Genomic DNA, 26,074 nt, shown 5'->3' with positions numbered 1-26,074 from the left:
AAAGTTTTTGAGGATAAATGTGGAAAAAAACAGTAGAGTAAAGAGAAAGTTGCAATATTTTTGTTTGATATCGCTTACTAAGTAACTATTATAATTCATAAGTACGAGTTTAATGTAACAGGGAGACTGACAATGAGGTCAGCACAAAGACTATTTTTAGCGCTTTTAAGTTCAATATTTCTATTTGCTTGTAGTGGTGGTGGAAGCATTTCCGATGATGGTAATGGAGGGACGGATCCTGTTCCTGTCACAATTGATGTAAATCTAACGTCTACGGCCAATACCATTTCCAAAGCAGAACCTGCGACTTTAACTGCAACAGTTAAGGATTCAGAAGGAAATGCTATAGAAACACTGGTCACATTTAGTTTAAATAATGATACTTACGGAACTTTTACACCTTTAACTGGTGAAGTGACGACTAATTCTGATGGTGTTGCTACGATTCAATTAAATACTGCCCAAATAGCAACGGGCGCGACTGTTACAGCTACAACTTCAACGGGTGAAAGTGCAACTTTAAATGTCACTATGGTTGGTGATGGCGCTGAAGCTGGCGGAAATTTAGTTACCGCAGTACTTGTAGATGACTCTGGAGCTACTATCAGTCAAATTAGTGCTGCTGTTTCAGGTGTTGTAAAGGTCACTTACACGGACTCCGATGGTAATGGATTAGAGAGCAAGGTGGTTTCATTCACCTCTGATTATGGCGTGTTTACTCCCACATCAGGTACAGCTTTAACTGATTCTTCTGGTGTAGCAAGCATTGCTATATCTGCAGGGTCAATTGCTGGTTCTTCTGAGATATTAATAATAGTTGAAGAAAATGAAACAGTTATTGGGTTTACAACATTAGGCGATGAAGTAGAAATTAAGCCTATTGACTCTTACACTCTAGAAATTGTTGTTAACGATACTCTTGGTAATGAAAATAGAGATATTTCTCAGTCAAAACCTGGCGTAGTCGTTGCGACTTTACTTAAAGATAACTTACCGGCGGCTTTTGAAACAATTACCTTTACTTTAGAGGGGGAAGGAGTATTAAACCCTACGACTGGTACCGCGCTAACTGATAACAATGGTGAAGCTATTATTGCTCTTAATACTGGTAACTCTGCAGGAGCTGGAACTGTTACTGCTCAATTTAATTTAGACAGTGATTCTATCTCAGAAGACTTCAATGTAAATGTAGCTGGTGATGCTCCAGGTGGAGATGGTGAAGCTAATGAGTTAAGGATTAGTTTGCAGGACGCTCAATCAGGGGCTATCACAACTAATGTTTCCCAGTCTAATCCAGGTAAAGTAGTTGTAAACCTAGTTGATAAAGATGGCTTACCTTTAACGGGTAAAGTGATTACATTCAGCAGTACTTTAGGTAGTTTTCTACCCACTAACGGCACAGCTTTAACGGACTCTTCAACAGGTGAAGCATTTATCACATTAACAGCTGGCACCATTGAAGGTGCTGGTGAAGTGACCGCAACTTACGGTGATACCTCTGCTGTTGTTGGTTTTGTGACTGCTGGTGATGATATTGACCCAGTAGAAGCTAGCCCTGCAATAGCGTTCGAATTATATGATTGTAATGATGCGACTACATGGGATAAAAACCTTAAGAATTTTGAAGTTTGTACTGTTACTGACAATATAACTAACGACAGACCAGGTATCCTAGGCGCTACAATCACCCGCTCGGGCAGCACCCAGGTTTTAGAGCAAGTTTTAGTAACAGCTGGTACAACAATTGGTGCAATCAGTCCTAATTCTGGCACTGCTATTACTAACAGTGATGGTAAAGCTATACTAGATTTATATTCAAATGGTGATGTGGGCGCAGGTGAAGTGTCACTTAAAGTACAAGATGTGACAGCCACAAAAGCATTTGAAATAGGCCGTGTTGATATTAGTCTCGAAATTGAGACTGCGGCTGGCTCAGATGTTATTCCTGCTGGTGGTTCGACTATCGTTACTGTTACGGTCTTCAATCCCGATGGATCGTTATCTACAGGTCAACCATTTTCATTAGAGTTCACTTCAGAATGCGTTGCAGCAGGTAAAGCTGTTATTGATACTCCTGTGGTGACTAATGGTGGTAAGGGTTATGCTACTTATCGGTCAACGGGGTGTGAAGGTGATGACACAATTACCGTTTCTGCTATCACTGGTGGTAGTGCTGTTACAGCTTCTACAGCTATAAGTATTGACACTATTACTGTCGGCGCAATTGAATATGTGTCAGCGACACCGACGCAACTTGCTTTACGTGGCACTGGTGGTATTTCACAAGTTGGTTCTAGAAGTGAAACCTCTGTAGTGTCATTTAGGGTTATTAATGAAATAGGACAAGCGGCAGCGTCAGAGCGTGTTTGTTTTGAGCTGAGTACTGAATTAGGTGGCATGACATTAAGCCCTTCTCCTTTAGCTCAAGACTATGATGTATGTAGCAATATGCCTAAAGCAGGTGATGCTGAGTATCCTAGTGATATAACGTCACCTAATAAATATGCAGTCGCTTATACTGATGCTAATGGTGATGTTCAGGTTACTGTGCATTCTGGAGATGTACCAACAGCAGTTAAAGTATTTGCTTTATGGGATGGCAGTACCGAGTCAGGTCATAATGCGATAGTTTCAAATATTTCAGATCAATTAGTCATTTCAACAGGTCTTGCCGATAATAATAGTTTCTCACTATCTGCAACTGTATTAAATGTTGAAGGTTGGGAGCATGATAACGAGAAATCTACGGTAAACATTCTAGCAGCTGATCATTTCAATAACCTTGTTCCTGCTGGCACAGTGATTAATTTCAGAACGGAAGGCGGTGCAATTGATGCGACTTGTGAAACAGGCTTGCAAGATGGTACTGATAAGCCAAATGGTGGCTGTAGTTTAGATTGGCGCAGCCAAGACCCAAGACCATTTTCAGGTACCACGGTTATTTGTCCAAATGGTGGGTTCAATGGTATTACAACGCCACCTTGTACAGGTACAACTGTGGCAGGTTTTGCTGATGGCAGTAACTCGGTTATTGCAGAGCCAAGACCTGGGCGTTCAACTATCCTGGCTTATGCAATTGGTGAAGAAAGTTTTGTTGATTTAAATGGTAATGGATTATTTGATGCAGGTGAGCCATTTACTGATTTAACTGAGGCATTTATTGACCATAACAATGATGGCTTCTATCGCGATCAAAACTCAGCTGGCAATACTCCAGCAGGTGCGATTAATGAGGAATTTATTGATTATAATACCAACAGTTCATTTGACGTTGCTGATGGTTTTTATACTGGCTTATTATGCGCGGCAGGTTCAGAGGCAGCATGTACCGATACTGGTAGTGGTAATTTTAAAGCACAGTTAAACGTGTTTAGAAATATGACAGTTGTTATGTCGGGTTCAACTCCATACGGGCGTTTTGTCGATATTGATGATGCTGGCAATATTACTGATGTTGCAGAAATTGATATTAGAACAGTACTTGATGGTAATGTACCGCCAAACGATATAGGTTTATCGACTAAAACTGTATATCTATTCTTGTCTGATTTAAATAATAATACATTGGCAAGTGGAACCACGATTACGGCAACAACTGAAAACGGTGAATTATCATCTGCTACCAGTTCTTACACGATTGGCAATAACACCTCAATGAGACCATTGTTATTTGCCTTTACTGTGGGCCGTGAGAGTAGCGCTAACCAGAAAACCGATGGTAACTTAACTATCACGGTGCAAACTTTATATGGTGACCCTGTAACGTATACAGTTAACGTTAAAGATAATGGTTAATTGATTAGTATAAACTTTAACAAAAACCGCTCATAGAGCGGTTTTTTTATCTTTGAAAGTGGTTATAACCTCAATAAAAAAGCGCCTAATCAGGCGCTTTTTTATTGTTCTTAAGTTTATGACTTATTTCTGAAATTGATAAACACTGCCAAGTTTTAATATTTGAGTCAGCTCATCTAAGGCTGTTCGTGACTCAATAATTAGCTGAGGGTCTGCTAAGTCGGCTACGACTAGACTGTCACGGTAATGCTTGTCTACCCATAGATTTAAGCGGCTAAATAAAGCGTCATTCATTAAGGTATTTTGATTAACTGCTGAAACTTCCAGTTCGCTCATTGCGACACGTAAACGCAAACAAGCTGGGCCGCCACCATTTTGCATACTTTGTTTTACATCAAAGTATTTAACGTGTTTTATTGGCGTTCCTAACGTGAGCAATTCATTTAAATAAGCATGGACTGCCGGGTTTTCTTGGCAATTTGTTGGGGCGATTATCGCCATTTCACCGTTTGGCAAGGTGATAATTTGCGTGTTAAACAAATAGCTTTTAACGGCGTCATTGATGGACACTTGCGAGGTGGCAACTTTGATAAAGTGCACTTCTGTATTCATCTTATGGCGAATTTCTTCGAATTTTGCATCAGTATTTAAAAATGCTTGTTCATGATAGAACAACACATTTTGGTTACCGACAGAAATAACATCATTATGGAAAACCCCCTGGTCAATCACATCAGGGTTTTGCTGTATGAAAACACAGCTTTCGTCATCGATTTGATGTAACCGCGCTACCGCTTGCGATGCCTCTAATGTTTGCCTTGCTGGATATTTAGTCGGTTTAACTGCATTTGGGTTAGTCGCTTCTTGACCGTAGACAAATAACTCAACCCCAGCATGACCATAATCACCACACAAACGGGTGTGATTAGCTGCGCCTTCATCGCCAAAGCTTGCATGTTCTGGTAAATGTTGATGATGTTTAAAAAAACGTTCGTCTTTAAATGTGGCCTTTAAAATATTCGCCGTAGTTATCGGTTCTATACTACGGTGTAACTTATCTACCAAATTTGCTGGCGTAAAATGAACCTTGCCATCTCGACTGTCTGCACTGGGTGACACAGTTGCAGCATTAGCGGTCCACATAGATGAAGCACTACAGCAGGCATTGAGTAATGCAGGAGCTTGCTTGGCGGCTTGTGTTAACACTTCAGCGTCAGAGCCAGCAAAACCCATACGGCGTAGCGAATAAAGGTCTGGACGCTCTTGAGGGGCTAATACACCTTGAATCATGCCAAGATCTGCGAGTGACTTTGCTTTTTGAAGCCCTTGCTTAGCGGCAGCCTTAGGGTTTGATGCTTGGGCCGCGTTACTGTATGAAGCAACGTTACCAAAAGATAGCCCTGCATAGTTGTGCGTTGGCCCGACTAGACCATCGAAGTTCGCTTCAAAGTGCTTCATTTATTTTCCTTAATAGTCATTCTTATTGTTATTTAAATAGGTTTTTTACGATTTAATTTTGTGAAATTACCGTCAGTATACTGATGATATAAGGGTTAACAAGCGGTGACTCGGGTCGCAAATATTGAAAAAGTGACTAAACATGCACAAGTTTTACTTGCTAGACCCTAAATAATGAAATATTACTTTTTATTAACGCAATATTATTTTTTCTCCTTTTTTATAATTGATTAAAAAATGGCTCGCTGGACACATATTAGAGGTATTTACTTGAAACATTCGTCTCAACACTCTATATATGGAACCAATTTATATCTGTTAGAGACTTTTTGGCGCAAATTAAACTATGGGTAAATCACTAGTTATTGTCGAATCGCCGGCCAAAGCCAAGACTATTAATAAGTACCTTGGTAAAGAATTCATCGTTAAATCGAGTGTAGGTCACATCCGTGATTTGCCTACATCATCATCGCCAGACAGCACGGTTGCGACTAAAACGCCGGCTGAAGTTAGAAAAATGGCGCCTGAAGAAAAAGCTAAATACAAACTCGCGCGGGATAAACGTGCTTTAGTTGCCCGTATGGGGATTAACCCAGAAAAAGGCTGGGCGGCTAAGTATCAAATCCTACCAGGTAAAGAAAAAGTCGTTAAAGAGCTGCAAGCATTAGCTGAAACTGCTGACCACATCTATCTCGCAACCGATTTGGATAGAGAGGGTGAGGCAATTGCATGGCATTTGCAGGAAATTATTGGTGGTGAGGAATCTCGTTATCAGCGTGTTGTGTTCAACGAAATTACCAAAACAGCCATTCAAGATGCATTTAGCAAACCATCTGTACTTGATACCAACATGGTTAACGCACAACAAGCGCGTCGCTTTTTAGACCGAGTTGTGGGTTTCATGGTGTCGCCATTACTTTGGAAAAAAGTAGCTCGCGGTTTATCTGCAGGCCGTGTTCAATCGGTAGCAGTTAGACTGGTAGTTGAGCGTGAAGGTGAGATTAAGGCATTCGTCCCTGAAGAATTTTGGGATGTGCATGCTGATTTAGCAACTTCGCAAGCTCAAAAGCTAAAAATGCAAGTGGCAAAATATCAGTCGGCGGCCTTTAGTCCAATTAATGAAGCTCAAGCTCAAGTAGCGTTAGATGCGTTAAAAGATTCAAAGTTTGTGGTTACCGGTCGTGATGATAAAGCGACATCAAGTAAACCATCAGCGCCTTATATCACCTCAACATTACAACAAGCAGCGAGTACTCGTCTTGGTTTTGGTGTTAAAAAGACCATGATGATGGCGCAGCGTCTTTATGAAGCAGGGCATATTACCTATATGCGTACCGACTCGACTAATTTAAGTCAAGAAGCGGTAGATGGTGTACGGGAAATGATCGCTTCTGAGTACGGCAACGACTATTTACCAGAAAACCCAATTCGATATGGTAGTAAAGAGGGCGCTCAAGAGGCGCATGAGGCTATCAGACCGTCTAACGTTAAAATCCTATCAGCTACAATGACTGACATGGAAAGAGACGCTCAGCGCCTTTATGAGCTTATTTGGCGCCAATTCGTTGCATGTCAAATGAATCCAGCTAAATATGATGCGACTCGTTTGACTGTGACTGCAGGTGATTACGAACTTAAAGCTAGTGGTCGTACACTGCGCTTTGACGGTTGGACTAAAGTGCAACCGCCAATGGGTAAGAAGAACGAAGAAGACAAGACTTTGCCAGTGGTTAATAAAGGCGATGTGTTAGATCTAAATGAATTGTTACCTAAACAACATTTTACTAAGCCGCCTGCACGTTTTAGTGAAGCGTCATTAGTTAAAGAGCTTGAAAAGCGCGGTATCGGTCGTCCATCAACCTATGCAACGATTATTTCAACTATTCAAGACCGCGGTTATGTAAAAGTAGAAAACCGTCGATTCTTCGCTGAAAAGATGGGTGAAATTGTTAGTGACCGTTTAGTTGAAAGCTTCAGTGACATTATGAACTTTGACTTTACAGCTAGCATGGAGCAAACCCTTGATGATGTCGCTCAAGGTAAACTTGAGTGGAAAAAAGTCCTTGATGGTTTCTATGGCGATTTAACTAAGCAACTTAAACATGCAGAGTTAGATCCGGAAGAAGGCGGCATGCGTCTAAATGAGATGGTGCTGGCTGAAGACATTAAGTGTCCAACCTGTGGTCGCCCAATGGGTATTCGTACCGGCACCACCGGTGTGTTCTTAGGCTGTTCTGGTTATGCTTTACCGCCAAAAGAGCGCTGTAAAACCACCATGAACTTAACACCAGGTGAAGAAGCTGTCAGCGACAATGAAGATGCTGAAACTGATGCACTGCGTGCTAAACATCGTTGTGGTAAATGTGGCACCGCAATGGACAGTTATCTCATCGATGAAGAACGTAAATTACATGTTTGTGGTAATAACCCAACCTGTGAAGGTTACGAAATCGAAGCTGGTCAATTTAAGATTAAAGGTTATGAAGGACCAATCATTGAATGCGATAAGTGCGGCAATGATATGGAACTTAAAAATGGCCGCTTTGGTAAATACTTTGGTTGTACCAACACCGAATGTAAAAATACCCGCAAGTTACTAAAAAGCGGCGAAGCGGCGCCACCTAAAGAAGATCCTATCTTCTTACCTGATTTGAAATGTACTAAGTCTGATGCACATTTTGTATTGCGTGACGGCGCGGCAGGTATTTTCCTTGCAGCAAGTACGTTCCCTAAATCTCGTGAAACACGAGCGCCTTTGGTTGAAGAACTGGTTCATTATCGTGAGCAACTTTGGCCAAAATATCAGTACCTTGCCGATGCGCCAGTTACCGATGATGATGGTAATAAAGCCGCAGTTAAATTTAGTCGTAAAACCAAAGAGCAATATGTTGCTACTGAAGTTGACGGAAAAGCCACTGGTTGGTCATCAAAATTCATTGGTGGCAAATGGGTGAGCGAATCAACTAAGAAAAAGCCAGCTAAGAAAGCGGCGGCCAAAAAGCCAGCAGCGAAAAAAACAGTAAAGAAAAAGGAAGATTAATCTTCTTTCTCTAACAAATTAGCGATTGAAAAAATGGGACCATAGGGTCCCATTTTTATTGCTCAATTTTCATGTTTTTTAATCATCTAAATAAATAGCTATAGGATAATTAGCATTGCTGTTTTGATTATTGGGGGGCGATTATATTTCACTCAATAAAAAAACCTCCGAAGAGGCTTTAAAATCTGTAAATTAAATAAGTTAACCCGTTACCACTTCTTTTTAGGTTGAAACAACATATCAATATCATCACCTTCATTTTTATTCGGTTTTACTGCATCTGGGATCACTTGTTTTTGCTGTGAGTTAATCTCACTGAGTAACTCCTTTGCTTCGTCAACTTTGCGGGAAATAAATGGGTCATCCGGGGTTTTCGCTTTAATCGCTTGCAGTGTCGCTAGCGCCTTCGACACCATTTGCTTAGAAGAGCCAAATTGTTTTAGCGAATTAGACGCTCTTGCTCTTGAAAGCATGGATTCAACATTGATGCGTAACTGGTAACTGTCGATACGACTTTCTGCTTCAGCAAACACCTGCGGCTCTATTTTACCTTTATTATTTTCTGCCCGAACAATGGCTTTTAATTTTTTAAGCATTTGTACTAATTCTAGAATTTGCTTGTCATTGTCAGGTAAACGAAAGTTTTCTATGGCTAAGGCTTGCATTGCATTGTTATTTAAATTGGTTATTTGCGCTTGAATATCAATTTGTCTGCGTTGGTAATCCGCCTGCTGAGGCTGATTTACTAAATAGGAAACCGACACCTGTAGGGCTTCATTGATGCGTTTATATAACACCAAAATAATACTGCTAGGAAAAGAAGCTAAGCCGGTGCTGGAAAGTACTGACTCAGTTTCATCTATGATGGCTCGCTGACGTTTTAATTCCATTCGGCGTTCGGCTTCAGCACGCTCTTTTTGTTGTTGTATCAGACTGATACCAATGATGAGGAGAAAAAGTGCACCTATAAGGATCAGTACCAAAGTAAAGGTCATGTGGTTTCCATTCAATAATAAAATTGGACAGTGGCTTAACTGCCACTTTTATAAATATCTAAGCTGGTATTCTAGCTTATGAAAAAGTGTGTGTCGTAAAAAAGTCTTACATTGTGACGAAAAATTGTGGAAATAGTGACACAGTGGTCAAGATTAGCATTACAGAGCAATAACATGCAAAACTCTCAATGTTGTTATTACTGTTTGCATTAATATTTTAGATGTTCTATAACATTTAGCTATAAGGTTAAAATAATATGTGATTGGCAAGGGTGAAGGTCGTAACATGAAATTACAGCAACTAAGATATATTGCCGAAGTGGTAAAACATAATTTAAATGTCTCGGCTACCGCTGAAGACCTTTATACTTCTCAGCCGGGGATCAGCAAACAAGTACGGATGCTAGAAGATGAGTTAGGGATCCAAATCTTTGGTCGCAGTGGTAAACATCTTACACATGTGACCCCAGCAGGCCAAATGGTCATTGATATTTCTAATGACATTTTGGGTAAAGTTGAAAGCATTAAAAAAGTATCAGAAGAATATACCCAGCCTAACCAAGGCGAGCTGAATATCGCAACTACAGATACTCAGGCCCGTTACGCTTTACCGCAAGTGATTAAGCCTTTTATTAAGCGCTATCCGAAAGTTAACTTACATATGCACCAAGGTACGCCATCGCAAATTAGTGAACAAGCTGCTCGCGGTGATGCCGACTTTGCCATTGCAACTGAAGCTATGCATCTGTATTCAGACTTAATTATGTTGCCTTGTTACCATTGGAACCGTTCTGTGGTGGTGACCAAAGATCATCCGTTGGCCAATCGTAAAACATTAACCATTGAAGATTTAGCTGAATTTCCGTTAGTGACTTATGTGTTTGGCTTTGATAAAGCCTCAGAAATAGAAAAATCATTTAATAAAGCCGAACTTGAGCCCAGAGTGGTATTTAGTGCTACGAGCGCTGACGTGCTAAAAACCTATGTCAGATTAGGCCTAGGTGTGGGTGTTATTGCTTCTATGGCCATTGACCCAATTATTGATAAAGACTTGGTTGCCATTGACGCAAGTCATTTATTTGCCCACAGCACCACTAAAATAGGCTTTAGACGTGGCAGCTTTTTAAGAAGTTACATGTATGACTTTATGTATAACTTCGCCCCGCATCTCACCCGTGATGTGGTAGAAAAAGCGGTTGCGTTACGTGATCAGCAATTGATTGATGAAATGTTTGCAGGCATGACGTTACCTGTTCGCTAGTTTTGAACTTGAAGGGGGCATAAGCTGTGTTCAAACAAAAAAATCTCGCGAATGCGAGATTTTTTATTTGAAGCTGATAGCAAGTTAACGTGATTTAGTCTGGTGCGTAACCATGCACGCCAATCGCTTTATCATCTAAATAGGCGATGTTATCCACCATTTTTAAACGCTGTAAGCTGAACCACTTAACGACCAGTGGGTAAATAGCATGCTCTTGTTCATGTACACGTGCTGCAAGCGTATCAACATCATCTTCTTCATAAACCGGTACTTTAGCCTGCAAAATCACAGGCCCAGCGTCAAGCTGCGGAATAACAAAGTGCACACTGGCGCCATGTTCAGCATCTTTGGCATCTATGGCTCTTTGATGGGTATTTAATCCAGTGTATTTAGGCAATAAAGAAGGATGGATGTTGATCATCTTTCCCAGATATTGGCTAACAAATTCATCAGATAAAATCCGCATAAAGCCAGCAAGTACAATTAAGTCAGGTTGATATTTCTCGATGGCTTGCTTCAGGCGTTGATCATATTGGACTCGAGTTTCATCTTTGCGTGCAATAACGCAGCTAGTATCAATTTCACTCTGATGCGCACGGATTAATCCATAGGCATCAGGCTTGTTACTAATTACGCCGACTACCTCAGCACTGACATTGTCATCGCAACCATCAATAATGGCTTGTAAATTACTACCATTACCAGAGATGAGTACTAGAACACGACAGCAATCAGTCATCTAGTTAATCTCCACTTGCTCTTCGTCACCTTGGCGAGTAGCAATTTCACCGATTAACCAAGCGTTTTCACCTTCAGCTTGTAGCAAGGTTAATGCGGCATCAACTTGCTCTGCTGGTAAGGCGATTATCATGCCTACACCGCAGTTAAAGGTGCGGTACATTTCAAATTGTTCAATGTTGCCGTTTTCCATTAACCAATCGAAAACCACAGGCCACTGCCAAGAATCACCTTTGACAACTGCTTTGCAATCGTTTGGCAGTACACGAGGAATATTTTCCCAGAAGCCACCGCCAGTGATATGAGCCATGGCATGCACTTCTGTTTGTTCAAGCAGCTTTAAAAGCGGCTTAACATAAATTCTTGTTGGTTCTAACAGATGATCGATTAGCGGCTTACCGGCTAAATCTTGCTTAGGATCCGCTTTGCTTACTTCAAGTACTTTACGAATTAAAGAATAACCATTTGAATGAGGACCAGTAGAACCTAGTGCAATTAACGCATCGCCAGATTTTACTTTAGTACCATCGATAAGGTTTTCTTTTTCAGCAACACCTACACAAAAGCCTGCTAAGTCGTAATCTTCACCTTCGTACATGCCTGGCATCTCAGCGGTTTCGCCGCCAATTAAGGCACAACCAGACTGAAAACAGCCTTCTGCAATGCCATTAACAACTGAAGTTGCTGTTTCGACATCAAGCTTGCCTGTTGCGTAGTAATCAAGGAAGAATAAAGGCTCTGCACCAGATACGATTAGGTCATTAACACACATAGCAACTAAATCAACACCGACAGTGTCATGCTTTTTGTAATCAATGGCTAAACGCAGTTTTGTACCAACACCGTCAGTACCAGAAACTAATACAGGGTGTTTATATTTAGTTGGTAGCTCGCATAGCGCGCCAAAACCACCTAAATTGCCCATAACTTCAGGACGATGAGTGCGTTTTACTGCAGTTTTAATGTTATCTACTAATGCATTACCAGCATCGATATCAACGCCAGCGTCTTTGTAACTAAGTGGTGTAGGAGTAGTCACGGAGGATCCTCTAGGGTACATCGTTTTATGGGATTTTATGCGGCGATATTCTAACAGCTTGTGATCGTCGTCGAAAGCCATCATTTGGATTTATGCGCCCATGAAAACAGTTTTCTGTAATAGTTTTATTGTTTTAGCGTGAGATTGTTTGCAAATATGAAACTTTATGTTTTCTAATGAGGATAAATAAACTAAGATTTGAAGAATTTGCGAAAAATATCTCATCAATAGGAGTGCAAAAATGAAAGTCGTTGAAGTTAAACACCCGCTAATCCGCCATAAAGTGGGTTTAATGCGTGAAGCTGATATTAGTACTAAAAGATTTCGTGAGCTTGCTACTGAAGTCGGTAGTTTATTAACTTATGAAGCCACTTCTGATTTTGAAACTGAAAAAGTAACCATCCCTGGCTGGAACGGCCCTGTTGAAATTGAGCAAATAAAAGGTAAAAAGGTGACAGTGGTACCTATTCTGCGTGCTGGTCTTGGCATGATGGATGGTGTCTTAGAGCATATGCCTAGCGCTAAAATTTCAGTTGTGGGTATTTACCGTGATGAAGAAACACTTGAGCCAGTGCCATATTTTGACAAGTTAGTCAGTAATGTTGATGAGCGTGTTGCCATTGTGGTTGACCCAATGCTTGCTACTGGTGGCTCAATGATTGCGACTATCGATTTACTAAAAAGCCGTGGCTGTGTGTCTATTAAAGCATTAGTGCTTGTGGCGGCCCCTGAAGGTATTAAAGCACTAGAAGCTGCCCATCCTGATATTGAATTATACACTGCCGCTATTGATGACTGCCTAAATGAGCAAGGTTATATTTTACCTGGTTTAGGTGATGCTGGTGATAAGATATTTGGTACTAAGTAACTAACATCTGTTACTAACATTGTTAAGCAATAAAAAGGGAGCCAATTGGCTCCCTTTTTATTGCTTATTTTATTAACTACAAAACCATCGCAGCAATCCAACCAAATGCGATTAACGGAATGTTGTAATGAATAAAGGTTGGGATAACACTGTCACGAATATGATCGTGCTGGCCATCAGCATTCAAGCCTGCTGTTGGGCCTAAGGTTGAGTCCGATGCAGGAGAGCCCGCATCACCTAATGCAGCGGCTGTGCCCACCAAGGCGATTGTAGCCGCCACTGAAAAGCCAAATGTCATTGCTAATGGAACATAAATCGTAGCAATAATTGGGATGGTAGAGAAAGAAGAGCCAATCCCCATGGTAATTAATAAGCCGACAACAAGCATCAATAGTGCGGCAAGCGCTTTATTATCGCCAATGATGTCGCCTAATGAAGTCACTAGGGTGCTGACTTCACCTGTTGATTTTACCACAGCAGCAAAACCTGCAGCTGCAATCATGATGAAGCCGATATTGGCCATCATTAGCACGCCTTGGTTAAACATATCTTGCCTCACATCCGCTTTGATAATGCCTGAGAAGCGGAAAATGAGAAAGCCCGTCAAGGCGCCAAAAATCATTGAATCAGTTTGTAGCTGCACCACTAAGGTTGCAAAAATGGCGAACAAAGAAATAACGATAGTTTTTTTGTTGATACTCACTGTTTTTTCAGTGGACTCGACATCTTTAATTTCATACTGACGTGGTTTACGGTAAGTGATAAATACCGCTATTAATAAGCCAGTGATCATTCCAAGAGCGGGTAGCATCATTGCCATTGGAATTTGCTCTTTAACAGCGCCAAGGCCGTTATTGTTTAAATTAGCTAACAAGATGTCATTTAAGAAAATACCACCAAAACCAATGGGTAAAATCATGTAGGTGGTTACTAAGCCAAAAGTGATGATACAAGCCACTAAGCGGCGATCAATGTTGAGCTTACTTAATACATGTAATAGTGGCGGAATTAAAATGGGAATAAAGGCGATATGAATAGGCAAAATATTTTGCGAGCTAATGGCCATGATTAATATTGACGCTAAGATCAACCAACGAACCACTAAGGTATTGGTGCTGTTTGGTTCTTTTCCCACTTTTTTAATGATGTTGTGGGAAATGAGCGTGGTTAAACCTGAGTGTGATAGCGCAGCAGCAAAGGCACCTAAAAGTGCATAACTTAACGCAATTTGCGCTCCGCCACCGAGACCATTATTAAAAGCTGTGATGGTTTGATGTATATCTAATCCACCAAATAGGCCAGCCGCGAGGGCACTAATGGTGAGCGCGATGACAACATTCACACGCATAAGACTTAATGCGAGCATTAAGGTGACAGCAATTACGACGGCATTCATATTAATTAATTCTTATTGAGTTGTGTTTTAGATAATTATTCTGAGCTTATTCTTATCTGTATAGGTATACATGTCCAGTTTATCTCTAACGAGTTTAAATGTTTTGCCTGCTTGTGATTGGGGTTTATGATTCTTGTAACAAGGCTTGTGAGGATGTTATTTTTATTCTTCATGTCACAGAATCTTTTTAATATGGAGCATTTATCAGCAGCTGAAATATTTTTCAGCATAAAGGGCTTATCTCTTTTATCAATAACGGGTAAGGTATAGCTCAAATATGAGAACAATATATCTATTTAGGTATGCATTAATGCGAGCTATCTCGCATATTGCTGCAGTTCGGGTATAATGCCATCCAGATTAACAGGCATTGTTTTAAATTTTTTCAATCCATAGATGGAGATATAAAATGAGCGTATTAGTAGGCCGTCCGGCCCCAGATTTTACTGCCGCTGCGGTTCTTGGTACTGGTGAAATCGTTGATAGCTTCAACCTAGCGACTGCTATTAAAGGTAAGCAAGCTGTTGTTTTCTTTTACCCACTTGATTTCACTTTCGTGTGTCCTTCTGAGTTGATCGCATTTGATCACCGTATTGAAGAATTCACTAAACGCGGTGTTGAAGTTATTGGTGTTTCAATTGACTCTCAGTTCTCACACAACGCTTGGAGAAATACTTCAGTAGATAAAGGCGGTATTGGTGAAGTTAACTACACGTTAGTTGCTGACGTTAAACACGAAATCTGTAAAGCTTACGATGTTGAGCATCCAGAAGCTGGTGTTGCTTTCCGTGCGTCTTTCTTAATCGACAAAGAAGGTCAAGTACGCCATCAAGTTGTTAACGATCTACCACTAGGTCGTAACGTTGATGAAATGCTACGTATGATCGATGCATTACAATTCCACGAAGAGCACGGTGAAGTTTGTCCTGCTGGTTGGGAAAAAGGCGACAAGGGTATGACTGCAACCACTGAAGGTGTTGCTTCTTACTTAAAAGATAATTCTGACCAGCTTTAAGTTATTAGCTAGTTAGATCTAAAAAAGCTGCCAATGGCAGCTTTTTTGTTATTGGGACTTAATTAGTCCACAGTTTCTCTTTTTTAAAGCTGTTATATTTTTGCAAACAGCTAACATGCATGACTACTGAGCTGTAGGTGTTATCGCAGTCACAGCACTGGTATCAAGCTCTGCAGAAGAATCTTCAGTGTCTTCTGCAACTGGCATAGGCCAGCCACCTAACGCTTTCCATCGATTGACGATATAGCAAAAAAGTTCAGCAGTACGTTCAGTATCATATAAGGCGGAATGCGCTTCTTTATTATCAAAATCAATGCCGGCCATTTTACAGGCTTTGGCTAATACCGTATGACCAATAGCAAGACCTGCAAGAGTTGCGGTGTCAAAGGTCGCAAAAGGGTGGAATGGCGACCGTTTTAAATCATTTCGCTCAATGGCTTTATTTACAAAGCCAATATCAAATGCTGCATTATGGGCAACGATAATACAGCGATGACAGTCAGCAGCTTTTTGCGCTTTTTTAACCATCTTGAATATTTCTAGAAATGCTTGTTTTTCGTCAATAGCACCACGTAATGGATTGGTTGGATCAATCCCATTAAATGCTAAGGCTTCTGGTTCAAGATTGGCACCTTCAAAAGGCTCGATATGAAAGTGAATGGTTTTATCCAATTCGATTACGCCATCATCATTCATTTTAAGGGTGGTGACAGCTATTTCTAGCAACGCATCAGTTGCAGCATTAAATCCCGCAGTCTCGACATCGATAACTACAGGGAAGTAACCTCTAAAGCGGTGTTTGAATTTGTTTGCGTCGCAGATATCGCTCATTAAAAACCTCATTCTTCATTCTGGCGGCTATTATGCTAAAACTGCGCCTCGGTGTCATGTTTGATCGGCGAATAATTCTGCTAAAGGAAAATTAAATACTGCCGATAAAAAATATGTGATCAGCAATCGGGATGTTTTTATGTGGCGTAAATTACTTTTAGTAAGCAGTTTTTGTTTTGTATCTTCAGCACAAGCTGATTTACAACAATATGTTGCGTCTCTTGATGACTCTATGTGGCGCCTAAGCGAAAATAGCCCGATAGAGTGTCGGCTTGAACATGACATCCCTGCATACGGCAAAGCTATTTTCACTAGTCGTGCTGGTAAAGACTTAAATTTGAACTTTAGTCTTGATATGTGGAATAAACCCGATCAAATCACCGAGGCGCAACTGATAAGTAAAGCGCCCCAATGGCGCCCAGGCGTTAATGCAAAAGAGATCACCACCTTAACTTACCATAAGCAGTTTAACGGTGAAGTGCCACGTAAAGCAGCTTGGTCGATGCTGACTGAATTAAGTAAAGGCATGCAGCCGACTTTTTATTATGCTGATTGGTATAACCGCACTGATAAAGTCGCGGTAGGGTTATCAGCAGCTAATTTTGGTGGTGAATATCGTCAATTCCGTTCTTGTTTGGCTACGCTATTACCTTATAGTTTTGACGATATCGCATTTACTGTACTTAACTATGAAGCAGGCGGCACCGCATTAACCCGTTTCTCTAAGCTTCAATTAAACCGAGTGCAGGAATACTTATCTTATGACTCTGATGTTGAGCTAGTGTTTGTTGACGCTTATACCGATAGTTATGGTGGGCGTTCGGTTAACCAAAGGGTATCGGATAGACGGGCCGATTCTGTGGCTGATTTATTAGTTGCCAGTGGCATTGAGCAAAGCAGAATCCATAAAACCGGTCACGGTGAAAGACGCCATGTTGCATCGAATCAACTCTCTGAAGAAAGAGATCGTAACCGTCGAGTAGTGATTAAAATTTCTAAAACGATTTAACCTACAGATGATAAATTTTCTAATTGGCTTAGTCGGGTGATTAGGCCTTTTTTGTCTCTACTATTTCTGTATTATTCTCGAAAAATAGGCAAAAAAATACCCGCTTAAAGTAAGCGGGCAAACAATTTGTATTCACAAATTCAAGGAAGGAAGTCAAGCATAAGAACCAGGGATAAGTTGAGGTATTGGGATACATCAACTAGAAGTTCTTGGTTTTCTATAACTCAGTAAGCTATGTCAACTTAATAAGCTATGTCCTGAAAACAAGGCGTATATTAGAGACTTTGCTCTAAGCTGACAAACTAGAAAAATTTCGACTTCGCATTAAAAAAACTAATGTGACTTTAGGTTGAACTTTAGCGTTTAAGCACCCATTTATGAAGTAATAGCGCTATAAGTAAATGAATAATCATCTGGCGTGCATATTTAGTCGAAAGTGTGCGGTATTGGATGATAATCAATTGTTAAGTTATTCAATTAAAGTACCTGGCTAATTATTTTTATTCGAAATTATCTTGTGATAAGCCTATGAAATAGTCTTGTAATCCCTAAATAAATACAGATTTTCGCAATAATTATATTTTGAGGTATATTACTTTCAGGCATGAAGCCACAATGCAAAAGAAGGTTGCTTAAAATGATAATAAAAATGCCCTTATTACAGGGTTCACTACTCTCCATTGTCCTTGGAACTGCACTTACTGCTTGTCAACACGCACCAGACTCTACGGTAGAACAAGTCACAAGTACCACTAAATATTCTTATCCAAATACAGTCGAACAAGATTTGATTGAAACACTACACGGTGTGAGTGTTGCCGATCCTTTCAGACATTTAGAGCAAAATACACCAGAAACTGAACAGTGGGTTAAACAACAACAAGATTTTGGTAGCCAGTATTTAAATAACATTAACAACAAGCAAGCTGTGGTTGATCGCATTACAGCGTTATGGAATTTTGAGAAAGTGTCAGCGCCATTTGAAAATGGCTCAAATACTTTTTTCTATCAAAATGACGGGTTGCAGTCACAGTCTGTGTTGTATGTAACTGATAAAGCAGGCAATACCAAAGAATTACTTAACCCCAATACACTTTCTGAAAACGGTACCGTTGCGCTATCTGGTGTTTCGGTCAGTAATGACGGTAAAACACTGGCCTACGGCGTTTCAAAATCTGGATCTGACTGGCAGCAGTGGCAGTTCATTGATATTGCCTCAGGCGCAGCGCTGGCCGATAAACTGCAGTGGATTAAGTTTTCAACCGCCACGTGGGACGCCAATAACCAAGGTGTTTATTATTCTCGCTATGATGCACCAGCCGGTGGCGATGCACTTGCTGATGTCAATTTTAATCAAAAAGTGTATTACCACAAAATTGGTACCCAGCAAGCTGAAGATATACTTATTTATGAGCGCCCACAAAACAAAGATTGGGGCTTTGGGGCTGAAATAACCGAAAAGGGCGACTACTTATTATTAACTGTCTCTCAAGGCACTGATAGCCGCAATCGGTTCTTCTATAAGTCACTGCAATCTGCTGGTGCTGAAGTGGTTGAGTTAATCACCGATTTAGAAGCTCAATATGTTTTCCTTGGTAATGATGAAGAGCATTTCTATTTTAAGACAGATTTAGATGCGCCAAATGGAAAAGTTATTGAGATAAATATTAATCGTCCAGAAAAAGCCCATTGGCAAACCATTATCCCTGAGTCTAGCGATCCCATTAACGATATTGCGATTGTCCATGATCATTTTGTAGTGAGTTACCTACATGATGTATTAGGTAAAGTATCGATATACGGTTTAAATGGCACCAAAAGGCAAGATGTTGCGCTTCCAGGTAAAGGCCGTGTTTTAGGACCATACGGAAAACGCAGTAAAGATTATTTCTATTTTGCCTTCAATAGCTATGTGCAACCGCAAACGATTTATAAATTTGATTTTAGAAGCGGTGAAACCAGTTTATATAATCAGCCTAAAGTTTCGTTTAATCCCGATGACTACGTTTCTGAGCAAGTGTTTTATACCAGTAAAGATGGCACCCGTATTCCAATGATGGTGTCTTATAAAAAAGGGGTAACCCTTAATGGCAACAACCCAACACTGCTCTATGCCTATGGTGGCTTTTCGATTTCGATGACACCACGTTTTAGCCCTGCAAATATTGCTTGGCTCGATATGGGCGGAATATATGCCGTTCCCAATATCCGCGGCGGGGCAGAATATGGCGAAAGTTGGCATCAAGCAGGCATGTTCGATAAAAAGCAGAATGTGTTTGATGACTATTATGCTGCTGCGGAATACCTGATTGATAATGGTTACACCAACAAATCAAAGTTAGGCGCTTATGGTCGCAGTAATGGTGGTTTATTGATGGGCGCGGTATTAACACAGCGACCTGATTTATTTGCCGCAGTACTGCCAGCGGTCGGTGTGCTAGATATGCTACGTTTTCAGAAGTTCACCATAGGTTGGGCCTGGGTCAGTGAATATGGCAGCGCGGATGTGGCTGAGCAATTCCCTGCATTATTAGCTTACTCTCCGTATCATAATGTCAAACCTGGGGATTATCCTGCCACTATGGTGATGACAGCAGATCATGATGACCGCGTTGTGCCACTGCATAGCTTTAAATTTGCAGCTATGATGCAAAAACATCAACAAGCAAACAAGCCGGTGATTATGCGTATTGAGTCCAATGCTGGTCATGGCTCTGGTAAACCTACTGCCATGAAAATTGATGAAGCTGCAGATATATACAGTTTCTTGTGGCACAGTTTTGGTTTAGCCATTCCTGCCAAAATTCATTAGTGATAATTTATGTTGAGATTACTATCTTGAAAGGCCTAGATTTACAGCCTATTCGTGATGTTAATCTCAATTTTTATGTTACCTAAATGTAACTGCAAAAGGCGCTAACATTAAACTTTATTCATTTGCCGCTAATATCTCTGCAAAAGCCATATTTTAATGCCAAATTAAGTCTTAAACCCTAAAATAATCCCCGTTTTGCTAGGTCGCTTTGTTCACAAGCGTGGTGGTACTCGGTATAGTAAGCCATCTTTTATTACGCAAAATTCACAATCGCTAATTATGTTTACATGGCCAATTTCTATTTATTATGAAGACACCGATGCTGGTGGTGTTGTTTATCATTCGAATTATTTAAACTTTTTCGAACGTGCTCGCACAGAGTGGTTAAAAGCTATGGGAATAAAGCAAACTGAATTGTTAGCTAATGACATTGCTTTTGTGGTGAAACATGCTGAGCTAGACTTTAAAGTTGCAGCAAGATTCGAGCAGAACTTAATTGTTGAATCTGAGCTGACAGAATTAAAAAAAGCTTCGCTGATATTTAAACAGCGATTGCTAGATGATAATGGTGTTAGCTATTGTGAAGCCACTATTGTTGTCGCTTGTATTGCTTTATCTCGAATGAGACCTAGGGCTATTCCATCCAATATTGTGCAGGAGTTTAATCGTGCAAGCTGAAATTTCTTTTATCGGTCTTTTTTTAGAGGCAAGTCTTCTCGTTAAGTTAGTGATGCTAACCTTATTATGTTTATCTATTGCCTCGTGGGCGGTAATCATTCAGCGCCGTAAATTGCTCAATTCAGCCCGCGCTAAATCAATAAAATTTGAAGATACTTTTTGGTCTGGTGTGGATTTGAATAAACTTTACAAAGAGTTGTCAATTCGTGGTGAATCATTGACAGGCCTTGAAGCATTATTTGTCGCAGGCTTTAAAGAGTACTCTCGTTTGAGTTCAGCAAACAGTAAGTCTCCTGAAGCTGTTATGGACGGCACATCAAGGGCTATGCGAGTCAGTTTATCCCGTGAAGTTGAAAAGCTTGATACTCATTTACCTTTATTAGCCACAATCGGTTCAACCAGCCCTTATATCGGCCTGTTCGGTACAGTATGGGGCATTATGAATTCATTTATTGCATTGGGCACAGTAGAAAATGCCACTTTAACTATGGTAGCGCCGGGTATTGCTGAAGCTTTGATCGCGACAGCTATGGGGTTATTTGCTGCTATTCCAGCTGTTATTGCCTATAACCGTTTCTCGACACAAGTAGAAAAACTTGAAATGGCCCACGTTAACTTTATGGAAGAATTTTCTAACATATTACAACGCCAAGCCTACAGCGAGAAGGAATCGGTGTAATGTATCAACGCAAGCGCCGCCGTCCAGTTGCCGAAATTAATGTTGTACCCTATATCGACGTAATGTTGGTGCTGCTTATTATTTTTATGGTGACAGCGCCAATTGTTTCACAAGGCGTAAAGGTGGAACTACCTCAAGGTAAAGCTGAACCATTATCGGCAGAAAGCAAACCGCCTATCGTTGCCTCAATTGATGAGTTTGGTGAATACTTTCTGAATGTGGGCAGCGGATCAAATAACGATCCACTATCATTGGATGAAATTTCAGTGCAAGTGGGTGCAATGATCCAGCTTGAGCCAGAAAGACCTGTAGTTGTAAAAGCCGATCGTCGCATAGCATATGAAAACGTGATTCAACTCATGGTCAGCTTACAAGGTGCGGGTGTGCCTGCGGTGGGCTTAATGACTGATTCGCCTGAGGAGTAGTTTGGTGGCTGTTAAATCTGAATTAACTTTACCCGTTGTTATTTCTGCCGGCATTCATATTGGGGTAATCGTGGTGCTTGCTTTAGGCATTAGTTTTGAAGATAAACCTAAACATTTACCACAAACTCAATCTGAACCCATCGTTCAGGCCGTTGTGGTTGATCAGCAGCGTATTAATGACCATGCTGAAAAACTTAAACAACAACGAAGCGATGCCGAGCGAAAAGAAAAACAACGTCAAGCTGAAATCGATAGGCAAGCGCGCAAAGCTAGAGAAGAAGTGCGAAAAGAACAAGAACGTATTAAGCAGCTTGAAATTCAACGTAAGCAAAAAGAGCAAGAAACCATAAAAGCCAATAATGCCGCTAAGGCTGCGCAGCAAAAAGAAGCTGCAGAAAAAGCCAAAGCAGAAAAGGCCGCTGAACTTCGTAAACAGCAAGAAGCGCAGCGTATAGCTGCAGAGAAAAAAGCTGAAGAAAAGCGCCAGCGTGAAGAAGCTGCAGCTGCTAAAAAGCGTGAAGAAGACAGAAAACGTAAAGAAGAAGCTGAACGTAAACGTAAAGCCGAAGAGGCTGAGCGTGCTCGCCAGGAAAAAGAAATGGCAGATGCAATGGCTGCTGAGCAAGTTGCCTTATCTGCAACCCGTAATAAACAGGTTGTATCTGAGGTAAACAAGTATACCGCGATGATTAAATCAACTATCCAACGTAATTTGGTTGTTGATGAGTCAATGCGTGGTAAAAGTTGCCGCGTGTTAATTCGATTAGCGCCAGATGGCTTTGTTACCGCGAGTCAAACATTAAGTGGCGATCAAGTTGTTTGTCGTGCAGCGAAAGCTGCGATAAATAAAGCAGGGCGGTTACCGGTTTCTTCTGAAGCTGATGTGTATAACAAAATGAAAGAAATTAATTTAACCGTATCACCGGAATTTAATTAAAGGGGTCACATGAAGATTTTGGCAAAATGGTTAACACTATTTGTAGTTCTTGTAAGTAGCAGTGCGAATGCCGCATTAGATATCGTTATTACTGAAGGTGTTGATGCTGCAAGACCTATCGCGGTTATGCCGTTTGTATGGCAAGGTACAGGGCCAGCACCTGAGCGTATCAGTGATGTGGTGACCAGTGACTTAGCTCGCAGTGGCACATTTAGTCCGCTTGATGCGCGCAGTTTACCGCAAGCAAATATCAGCACTGTGAAAGAATTTACCTCTCAAGTGTGGAATTCAACGGCATCTGAAGCGTTATTAGTGGGCTCAATTAAGCCTTATGGCAATAATCAATATTTGGTGAGTTTTGATCTGATTGATTTAGTCAAAGCCCAGCTACAAACTGATAAAGGCCCAATGAAAAACAGTGAACTACTGCTTGAGAGCCGTGAAACTGTTATCAGTGAAGCACAGTTTAGACAATATGGTCACCGCATTAGTGACATTGTTTATGAAAAACTAACCGGTATTCGTGGGGCGTTTTTAAGTCGAGTCGCTTATGTTGTCGTTAAACAAGGTGAAAAATCTCCTTACCATTTGATGATTGCCGACTATGATGGTTATAACGAGCAAATGTTACTTCGCTCGCCAGAGCCTTTAATGTCACCAAGTTGGTCACCAGATGGCAGACGTTTAGCTTATGTGAGCTTTGAAAACCGTAAAGCGGAAATCTTTGTGCAAGATATTTATACCCAAGAGCGTACTAAAGTCAGTTCTCATCAGGGTATTAATGGCGCACCGAGTTTCTCACCAGATGGTAAAAAGCTTGCTGTGACACTATCTAAGGATGGTCAGCCTGAAATTTACGTAATCGATATTGCCAGTAAAGCGATAAAGCGCATTACTAATCATTATGCTATCGATACTGAAGCATCGTGGATGCCAGATGGAGAGTCACTTATTTTTACCTCTGAGCGCGGCGGAAAACCGCAAATTTACCAAGTGAAACTCAGCACAGGTAAAATTTCACGTATGACCTTTGAAGGCGAGTGGAACTTAGGTGGCACGATCACTCCAGATGGTCGCAGTATGATTTTTGTAAACCGTACTAACGGAAAATACAATATTGCACGAATGGACTTGCAAACCCGTTTTATGCAAGTGCTGACATCAACGACCCTTGACGAGTCGCCAAGTATTGCACCAAATGGCACCATGGTTATTTATGGTACTACACACCAAGGCAAGCAAGTGCTCGCTGCGGTGTCTATGGATGGACGATTTAAAGCAAGATTACCCGCAGGTCAAGGTGAAGTTAAATCACCAGCCTGGTCACCATTTTTATAATATTAATAAGGATTTCCAATGAATCTGAATAAGTTGTTTAAAGCTATGTTAGTTGTTGTACCTGTTATGGCATTAGGTGCATGTAGCACAACTTCAGAATCTGAAACCGATGCAAGTGGTTCTACAAGTGGCTCAACCACAACTACTGGCGGTGAATACGGTTCTGGTGGTGTTGAAACAGGAGGCGTTGCACCAATCTTAACGCCTGAAGAGCAACAACGCGTAGAGCAAGAAGAATTACGCGCTCAAAATATCATTTATTTTGATTTTGACCGCAGTGAAGTACAAAGCGAAAACGCTGCCATTATTCAAGCTCATGGCAATTACTTAGTTGAGCATCCAAATGTTCGTGTATTAATTGAAGGTCATGCTGATGAGCGTGGTACACCTGAATACAATATTGCTTTAGGTGAAAGACGCGCTAAAGCTATTGCGAAATACCTTCAAAGTATGGGTGTACAACCAAGTCAAATGAGTGTTGTTAGTTATGGTGAAGAAAAGCCATTAGATTTCTCTCGAAGCGAGAGTGGTTTTGCTAAAAACCGTCGTGGTGTTTTAGTTTACTAATCATCGCGGTTGAACTTTCGTAATAGGAAGGCCAGCACTTGTTGGCCAGTTTAGGAGTTTATTGATGAAACATGCTGTTTTATTTGCTGCAATGTTTTTTGCTGCTGGTGCCACTGCTGCGCCAGCGCCGGTGCAAGATCTTGCTGGTGGTTCAAATGACGATCGTATATCTCGTCTCGAGCGTATCATTAAAGCAAAACAACAAACGGAATTTGAAGCGCAGCAGCGTTTAGATACTTTGCAACGTGAAGTGTTAGATTTGCGAGGCATTACTGAGCAGCAAGACTATCAAATTAGTCAAATGTTACAGCGTCAACGTCAGTTGTATGAAGAAATTGCTAATTTATCAGCTAGTGCCGCGGCGACTACGGTTACCGTTGCTGAAAATAATGCCGCTTCAGCAGGCCCATCTAGCTTAGGTGAAACTGCAAGTTACGAGCAAGCGGTGAATTTAGTGCTTAAAGAGCGTAAGTACGATGAGGCTATTCCTGCTTTTAGTGATTTTATTAAGCAATACCCTGATTCCACTTATGCAGCAAATGCAAATTATTGGTTAGGGCAACTGTTGTTTAATAAAGGTACCTTTACTGAAGCGAAGCAAGCTTTTGATGCAGTGGTCACTAAATATCCTAATTCTAATAAGCGTGGTGATAGTTTAGTTAAGTTAGGCATGATTGCTGAAAAAGAAGGTGATAAAGCTACCGCAACTGCTTTTTACAATCGAGTGCTTAAAGAATACACAAATAGTGCATCGGCACGTTTAGCACAGCAACAATTGTCTGCGTTGTAACCCTAATTTAACCTAAAAACAGCCTCTTAGTTTGTTTTTAGTGCAAACGGCAAAAAAACGCTAAATTGCGCTTGCATGAGCAAATGAAAAAGGTATTATAGGCGCCCTCAGAACGGAGCGACGTTCTGGGGTCATTTGAATGAGTTAGATTAACTATTTTGATGGCAGATTGATTGAATACTATTTATAGGCTTCAATTATTCTGAAAGCTTTAAGATGGGGCGTTAGCTCAGTTGCTTGTTCAAAACAGACAGTTGGCTTTTGTTCCAATCAAGACTTTAGTGTTGATAAAACCAAGATGGGTCGTTAGCTCAGTTGGTAGAGCAGTTGGCTTTTAACCAATTGGTCGAAGGTTCGAATCCTTCACGACCCACCACTTCTCTGAAAGTGAGATTGCCTG

General features: G+C 40.9%; 20 protein-coding genes and 1 tRNA gene. 15 read left to right on the top strand and 6 right to left on the bottom strand.

The features are described from left to right. Positions 1-132: 132 nt before the first annotated feature. A complete protein-coding gene (locus tag BCU91_RS11740; protein ID WP_102531527.1) occupies positions 133-3,795 on the top strand; it encodes an invasin in 3,663 nt (1,220 codons plus the stop codon). A gap of 123 nt (positions 3,796-3,918) precedes the next feature. Here BCU91_RS11740 and astB read toward each other — a convergent pair whose 3' ends face one another. Then, positions 3,919-5,253, bottom strand: coding sequence for an N-succinylarginine dihydrolase (astB, locus tag BCU91_RS11735; protein WP_102531526.1), 1,335 nt, complete (start codon positions 5,251-5,253; stop codon positions 3,919-3,921). 346 nt (positions 5,254-5,599) lie between these two features. Between astB and topA the strand changes: the two genes are divergently transcribed. Next, complete coding sequence (gene topA / locus BCU91_RS11730) at positions 5,600-8,293, top strand: type I DNA topoisomerase (RefSeq protein ID WP_102531525.1); 2,694 nt, start codon at positions 5,600-5,602, stop codon at positions 8,291-8,293. Between the two features lie 209 nt (positions 8,294-8,502). Here the strand turns inward: topA and BCU91_RS11725 are convergent, their stop codons facing one another. After that, the gene (locus tag BCU91_RS11725; RefSeq protein WP_102476128.1) at positions 8,503-9,288 is read right to left on the bottom strand and encodes a hypothetical protein; all 786 of its coding nucleotides are present in this window, start codon (positions 9,286-9,288) and stop codon (positions 8,503-8,505) included. A gap of 286 nt (positions 9,289-9,574) precedes the next feature. Between BCU91_RS11725 and cysB the strand changes: the two genes are divergently transcribed. After that, complete coding sequence (gene cysB / locus BCU91_RS11720; protein WP_102440502.1) at positions 9,575-10,549, top strand: HTH-type transcriptional regulator CysB; 975 nt, start codon at positions 9,575-9,577, stop codon at positions 10,547-10,549. 94 nt (positions 10,550-10,643) lie between these two features. Here cysB and purN read toward each other — a convergent pair whose 3' ends face one another. Further along, entirely contained in the window at positions 10,644-11,288 is a 645-nt protein-coding gene (purN, locus tag BCU91_RS11715) for a phosphoribosylglycinamide formyltransferase (RefSeq protein WP_102440496.1), read from the bottom strand. Continuing rightward, positions 11,289-12,326: a phosphoribosylformylglycinamidine cyclo-ligase gene (gene purM, locus BCU91_RS11710; protein ID WP_102440497.1), complete on the bottom strand. Its 1,038-nt coding sequence runs from the start codon at positions 12,324-12,326 to the stop codon at positions 11,289-11,291. A 241-nt stretch (positions 12,327-12,567) separates the two neighbouring features. Between purM and upp the strand changes: the two genes are divergently transcribed. Then, complete coding sequence (gene upp, locus BCU91_RS11705) at positions 12,568-13,194, top strand: uracil phosphoribosyltransferase (protein ID WP_076536836.1); 627 nt, start codon at positions 12,568-12,570, stop codon at positions 13,192-13,194. 76 nt (positions 13,195-13,270) lie between these two features. Here the strand turns inward: upp and BCU91_RS11700 are convergent, their stop codons facing one another. Continuing rightward, positions 13,271-14,590: a Na+/H+ antiporter NhaC family protein gene (locus BCU91_RS11700; protein WP_102476130.1), complete on the bottom strand. Its 1,320-nt coding sequence runs from the start codon at positions 14,588-14,590 to the stop codon at positions 13,271-13,273. Positions 14,591-14,999: 409 nt separating this feature from the next. Between BCU91_RS11700 and BCU91_RS11695 the strand changes: the two genes are divergently transcribed. Beyond that, positions 15,000-15,605, top strand: a complete 606-nt coding sequence (locus tag BCU91_RS11695; protein WP_102440499.1) for a peroxiredoxin C — start codon at positions 15,000-15,002, stop codon at positions 15,603-15,605. A 123-nt stretch (positions 15,606-15,728) separates the two neighbouring features. On the opposite strand, the gene rnt is transcribed toward BCU91_RS11695, so the two are convergent. Further along, complete coding sequence (gene rnt, locus BCU91_RS11690) at positions 15,729-16,436, bottom strand: ribonuclease T (protein WP_102440500.1); 708 nt, start codon at positions 16,434-16,436, stop codon at positions 15,729-15,731. A 139-nt stretch (positions 16,437-16,575) separates the two neighbouring features. Between rnt and BCU91_RS11685 the strand changes: the two genes are divergently transcribed. The 10 genes from BCU91_RS11685 to BCU91_RS11640 all read left to right on the top strand — a co-directional run bounded on the left by BCU91_RS11685 (position 16,576) and on the right by BCU91_RS11640 (position 26,050). Continuing rightward, positions 16,576-17,445, top strand: a complete 870-nt coding sequence (locus tag BCU91_RS11685) for an OmpA family protein (protein WP_102440501.1) — start codon at positions 16,576-16,578, stop codon at positions 17,443-17,445. A gap of 637 nt (positions 17,446-18,082) precedes the next feature. Next, the gene (locus tag BCU91_RS11680) at positions 18,083-20,257 is read left to right on the top strand and encodes a prolyl oligopeptidase family serine peptidase (RefSeq protein WP_102531524.1); all 2,175 of its coding nucleotides are present in this window, start codon (positions 18,083-18,085) and stop codon (positions 20,255-20,257) included. A gap of 279 nt (positions 20,258-20,536) precedes the next feature. Then, positions 20,537-20,938: a tol-pal system-associated acyl-CoA thioesterase gene (gene ybgC, locus BCU91_RS11675; protein ID WP_102440503.1), complete on the top strand. Its 402-nt coding sequence runs from the start codon at positions 20,537-20,539 to the stop codon at positions 20,936-20,938. Next, positions 20,928-21,617: a protein TolQ gene (tolQ, locus tag BCU91_RS11670; protein ID WP_076536823.1), complete on the top strand. Its 690-nt coding sequence runs from the start codon at positions 20,928-20,930 to the stop codon at positions 21,615-21,617. Before ybgC ends, tolQ begins: the two co-directional genes overlap by 11 nt. After that, a complete protein-coding gene (gene tolR, locus BCU91_RS11665; RefSeq protein WP_102436497.1) occupies positions 21,608-22,042 on the top strand; it encodes a protein TolR in 435 nt (144 codons plus the stop codon). The genes tolQ and tolR overlap by 10 nt, the downstream gene beginning before the upstream one ends. A gap of 4 nt (positions 22,043-22,046) precedes the next feature. Then, complete coding sequence (gene tolA / locus BCU91_RS11660) at positions 22,047-22,979, top strand: cell envelope integrity protein TolA (protein WP_102436501.1); 933 nt, start codon at positions 22,047-22,049, stop codon at positions 22,977-22,979. Positions 22,980-22,988: 9 nt separating this feature from the next. After that, a complete protein-coding gene (gene tolB / locus BCU91_RS11655; protein WP_102476132.1) occupies positions 22,989-24,317 on the top strand; it encodes a Tol-Pal system beta propeller repeat protein TolB in 1,329 nt (442 codons plus the stop codon). Positions 24,318-24,335: 18 nt separating this feature from the next. Continuing rightward, on the top strand, positions 24,336-24,884 hold the full coding sequence (gene pal, locus BCU91_RS11650; protein WP_102436493.1) for a peptidoglycan-associated lipoprotein Pal: 549 nt from the start codon (positions 24,336-24,338) through the stop codon (positions 24,882-24,884). Positions 24,885-24,948: 64 nt separating this feature from the next. Next, positions 24,949-25,674, top strand: coding sequence for a tol-pal system protein YbgF (ybgF, locus tag BCU91_RS11645; protein ID WP_102436491.1), 726 nt, complete (start codon positions 24,949-24,951; stop codon positions 25,672-25,674). Positions 25,675-25,974: 300 nt separating this feature from the next. Continuing rightward, positions 25,975-26,050, top strand: a tRNA-Lys gene (locus tag BCU91_RS11640). Positions 26,051-26,074: the final 24 nt, after the last annotated feature.

The sequence above is a fragment of the Shewanella sp. 10N.286.52.B9 genome (genome assembly GCF_002873635.1).
Taxonomy (GTDB): Bacteria; Pseudomonadota; Gammaproteobacteria; order Enterobacterales; family Shewanellaceae; genus Shewanella.
Note: the sequence above shows the minus strand (reverse complement) of the source record. Positions and strands in the feature narration are given on the sequence as shown.

What these genes read in the sequence shown, in the direction of transcription:
- BCU91_RS11740 (WP_102531527.1), top strand. Translation starts at nt 133, where the DNA reads ATGAGGTCAGCACAAAGACTATTTTTAGCGCTTTTAAGTTCAATATTT.
- astB (WP_102531526.1), bottom strand. Translation starts at nt 5,253, where the DNA reads ATGAAGCACTTTGAAGCGAACTTCGATGGTCTAGTCGGGCCAACGCAC.
- topA (WP_102531525.1), top strand. Translation starts at nt 5,600, where the DNA reads ATGGGTAAATCACTAGTTATTGTCGAATCGCCGGCCAAAGCCAAGACT.
- BCU91_RS11725 (WP_102476128.1), bottom strand. Translation starts at nt 9,288, where the DNA reads ATGACCTTTACTTTGGTACTGATCCTTATAGGTGCACTTTTTCTCCTC.
- cysB (WP_102440502.1), top strand. Translation starts at nt 9,575, where the DNA reads ATGAAATTACAGCAACTAAGATATATTGCCGAAGTGGTAAAACATAAT.
- purN (WP_102440496.1), bottom strand. Translation starts at nt 11,288, where the DNA reads ATGACTGATTGCTGTCGTGTTCTAGTACTCATCTCTGGTAATGGTAGT.
- upp (WP_076536836.1), top strand. Translation starts at nt 12,568, where the DNA reads ATGAAAGTCGTTGAAGTTAAACACCCGCTAATCCGCCATAAAGTGGGT.
- BCU91_RS11700 (WP_102476130.1), bottom strand. Translation starts at nt 14,590, where the DNA reads ATGAATGCCGTCGTAATTGCTGTCACCTTAATGCTCGCATTAAGTCTT.
- BCU91_RS11695 (WP_102440499.1), top strand. Translation starts at nt 15,000, where the DNA reads ATGAGCGTATTAGTAGGCCGTCCGGCCCCAGATTTTACTGCCGCTGCG.
- rnt (WP_102440500.1), bottom strand. Translation starts at nt 16,436, where the DNA reads ATGAGCGATATCTGCGACGCAAACAAATTCAAACACCGCTTTAGAGGT.
- BCU91_RS11685 (WP_102440501.1), top strand. Translation starts at nt 16,576, where the DNA reads ATGTGGCGTAAATTACTTTTAGTAAGCAGTTTTTGTTTTGTATCTTCA.
- BCU91_RS11680 (WP_102531524.1), top strand. Translation starts at nt 18,083, where the DNA reads ATGATAATAAAAATGCCCTTATTACAGGGTTCACTACTCTCCATTGTC.
- tolB (WP_102476132.1), top strand. Translation starts at nt 22,989, where the DNA reads ATGAAGATTTTGGCAAAATGGTTAACACTATTTGTAGTTCTTGTAAGT.
- pal (WP_102436493.1), top strand. Translation starts at nt 24,336, where the DNA reads ATGAATCTGAATAAGTTGTTTAAAGCTATGTTAGTTGTTGTACCTGTT.
- ybgF (WP_102436491.1), top strand. Translation starts at nt 24,949, where the DNA reads ATGAAACATGCTGTTTTATTTGCTGCAATGTTTTTTGCTGCTGGTGCC.